The 2,703-nt window shown below is 61.9% G+C and carries 3 protein-coding genes; 2 read left to right on the top strand and 1 reads right to left on the bottom strand.

The window, feature by feature from the left end; all coding sequences use genetic code 11:
• The coding region (locus RMO18_RS03915; protein ID WP_309664025.1) for a cytochrome b/b6 domain-containing protein at positions 1–351 on the top strand (351 nt) is incomplete at its 5' end.
• Positions 352–408: 57 nt separating this feature from the next.
• Here the strand turns inward: RMO18_RS03915 and RMO18_RS03910 are convergent.
• Positions 409–1,641, bottom strand: coding sequence for an MgtC/SapB family protein (locus RMO18_RS03910; RefSeq protein ID WP_309664024.1), 1,233 nt, complete (start codon positions 1,639–1,641; stop codon positions 409–411).
• A 234-nt stretch (positions 1,642–1,875) separates the two neighbouring features.
• Here RMO18_RS03910 and RMO18_RS03905 point away from each other — a divergent pair.
• Positions 1,876–2,703 (top strand): APC family permease (locus RMO18_RS03905; RefSeq protein WP_309664022.1); only part of this gene is annotated, 828 nt, incomplete at its 3' end.

Here is a 2,703-nt window from a genome sequence, read left to right as displayed (position 1 = left end):
CTTGAAGGCAACCTTGCCGACATGCACTACTATTTCGGCATTGCCATCCTTGCGCTGGTCGCCGTCCGGCTGGTCCTGCGCCTCAAGAATGGCGCGCCACCGCCGCCGCCAGAAACAAGTGGTGCCATCGAACTCGCGGGCCGAATTTCCCACTGGCTTTTCTATGTGCTGCTTGTGGTAGTGCCAGTCACGGGACTGTTGGGCTACTACTACGGCGACCCGTATGGCGAGTGGCACACTTATGCCAAGCCGGTGTTCATCGGTCTGATCGCGCTGCATGTCGCCGCGTCACTGTATCACCAGTTCTGGCGCAAGGACGGTCTGCTGACGCGCATGCTGAAGCCCGAGTAAGGCGCGGCCAAAGGATTGGGGGCGGTATCGGCGCGGCTCGCCTTGCCGTCTCTTGGGTCAGTTCCACAGCACTGCCGCAAATGTACCGACCCAGGCCGCGAGCGCAACAAGGACCAGACCGGGCACGACCCAAACGGCGAAAGCCCATCCGCCACTGGTCACGGCCATGATGATCTTGGACAGCGTGTTCGACGTCAGCGCCGCAAGGATCGGCACCACCGCATCCTGTGGCGTGACCTTGCCCGATGCCACAAGTGTTGCCACCGAAATGGCCGCCGCATGGGTATCGACCAGTCCCGCAACCACCGCCGCGAGCAGCACGCCCGCGCCGCCGAACCGCTCTTGCAGACCCGCCGAGATGACAAGGATGACCGCAAGGATCAATCCAAAGGCAAGCGCCGTCTTCAGGCTGAAGACGCCGCCTGTTTGCGCAGCACTGCTTCCCGCATTGCGCGCCGCCAAAAGCGTAAACCCCGCCCCATAGGCCAAAGCGGTGCCCCCAGCCAGAAGCAGGGAACCAGACATGCTGATGAGGGTGGGCATGCTGGTAGCCGCCACGACCAAGGCCATCTGCGCAATCGTGGCGACAGTCGACAAGACGGCCCCCGCGACGCAGGCCGCCAGAAGGTCTGGCGATTTCTTGGCCCGCGATCCCATTGCGCCGATCGTGGCCGTGCTGGAGATAAAGCCCGAAATGGCCCCTGCGAGCGGCAATCCGAACCGGGCACCGAGCAAGCGTACCGCGATGTAGCCCGCCGCGCTGATCGCCATGACCAGCACGATCACAATCCAGATCGAGTGTGGATTGAGTGCCAGGTAAGGACCCATCTGGCGGTTCGGCACCAAAGGCAGAACGACAAGCGTCGCCGCTGCAAAGATCAGCGCGTCGTCCAGTTCGTCTTTCGAGATGACACTGATGACAAGGTTGTGCAGCCAGGCCTTCGCGTAGAGAAGCACCGTCACTGCCACGGCGATTGCGGCGGCCGTCTGAGGCGCTTGCATGCACATGCCTCCCAGCAAGGCAGTCAGGACAAGAACGATTTCCGTGGTCAAGCCCGGATCCTGATCCTGGGCGCGCCAATAGGATACGGCGACCATGACCGCGACGCTGGCGGTAACAACGGCGAGCAGCCCTACGCCCCCGAGGGCGAATGCGACAGCACCTGAAATCGAGGTGATGGTGAACGTCCGGATGCCTGCCGGGGACCGCGCCGGACCAATCCCCTTGCGCCGCTCTCTTTCCGCACCGATCAGAGCTCCGACTGCGACGGCACTGACGAGATTCAGCATGGGCGGATCAAGGAACAGTGCAGGCTCCATGTAAATCGAACGGGTCTTTGTCCAGGATCAATGCATAGCCCGCCCGCCTTGTGAGCATATTGACATGGATCACCTAATCGTCGCAGACGGTGCCAGCAAAAATGGCTGGATCGGCGCGGCTGGCGTCTGAAAGACCGTAACCTGCATCAACTCAACTGTTTCGGTGCGGGGCTAACATCGACCGACAGTTTACAGGAAGACATGTTGTCAGAGTCCGCCCCACCCCAAAAGCTGAAGCGTTCGTTGACGCTTTTGCTCGCCGTGCTCTATGGGCTCGGGGTGACGATCGGCGCGGGCATCTATGTGCTGGTCGGGATTGCTGCGGGGCGAAGCGGCATGCATGCGCCGCTGGCTTTCGTTTTTGCGGCCTTGGTCATGTCCTTCAGCGCTGCTTCTTTCGCCGAACTCGGGACGCGCATGCCTGTCAGCGCCAGCGAAGCCGCCTATGTGGAAAAGGCGTTCAACCGGCCTTGGCTCAGTCTGACCATGGGGCTGCTGGTCGTTCTGACCGCGACAATCTCGGCGGCCACGATCAGCGTCGGCAGTGCTGGCTATCTTGGCGTGTTTGTCGATCTGCCACCCCATTGGATCATCACGCTTGTCGTGCTGTCGATGGGGCTTTTGGCCTGCATTTCCACGCGCCAGTCTGTCACCCTTGCGGGCATCATGACGCTGGTCGAACTTGGCGGGCTTGTGCTGATCATCGCAGCTGGGTTCGGGACAGGCAGCGAGGTCGTGACCCGCTTGCCAGAGATCCTGCCAGAACCCGGCGACGTCGCGGTCTGGGTCGGGCTTTCGGGAACGACGCTCATCGCGGTGTTTGCCTTCATCGGGTTCGAGCATCTGGTCAATGTCGCCGAGGAGATGAAGAACCCCTCGCGCACCCTGCCGTGGGCGCTTTTCCTGACGCTTGCATTGACTGCACTGGTCTATGCGCTGGTGGTCTGGGTTGCTGTTGTCGCAGTGCCACCGGATGAGCTTTCCACCTCCAGCGCCCCCTTGGCGCTGGTGTTCGAACGGCTAACGGGGATG

Origin of the sequence: Tabrizicola sp. (genome assembly GCF_031377265.1) — a bacterium.
In the GTDB taxonomy this organism is placed as follows: Bacteria; Pseudomonadota; Alphaproteobacteria; order Rhodobacterales; family Rhodobacteraceae; genus JAUYQR01.
Note: the sequence above shows the minus strand (reverse complement) of the source record. Positions and strands in the feature narration are given on the sequence as shown.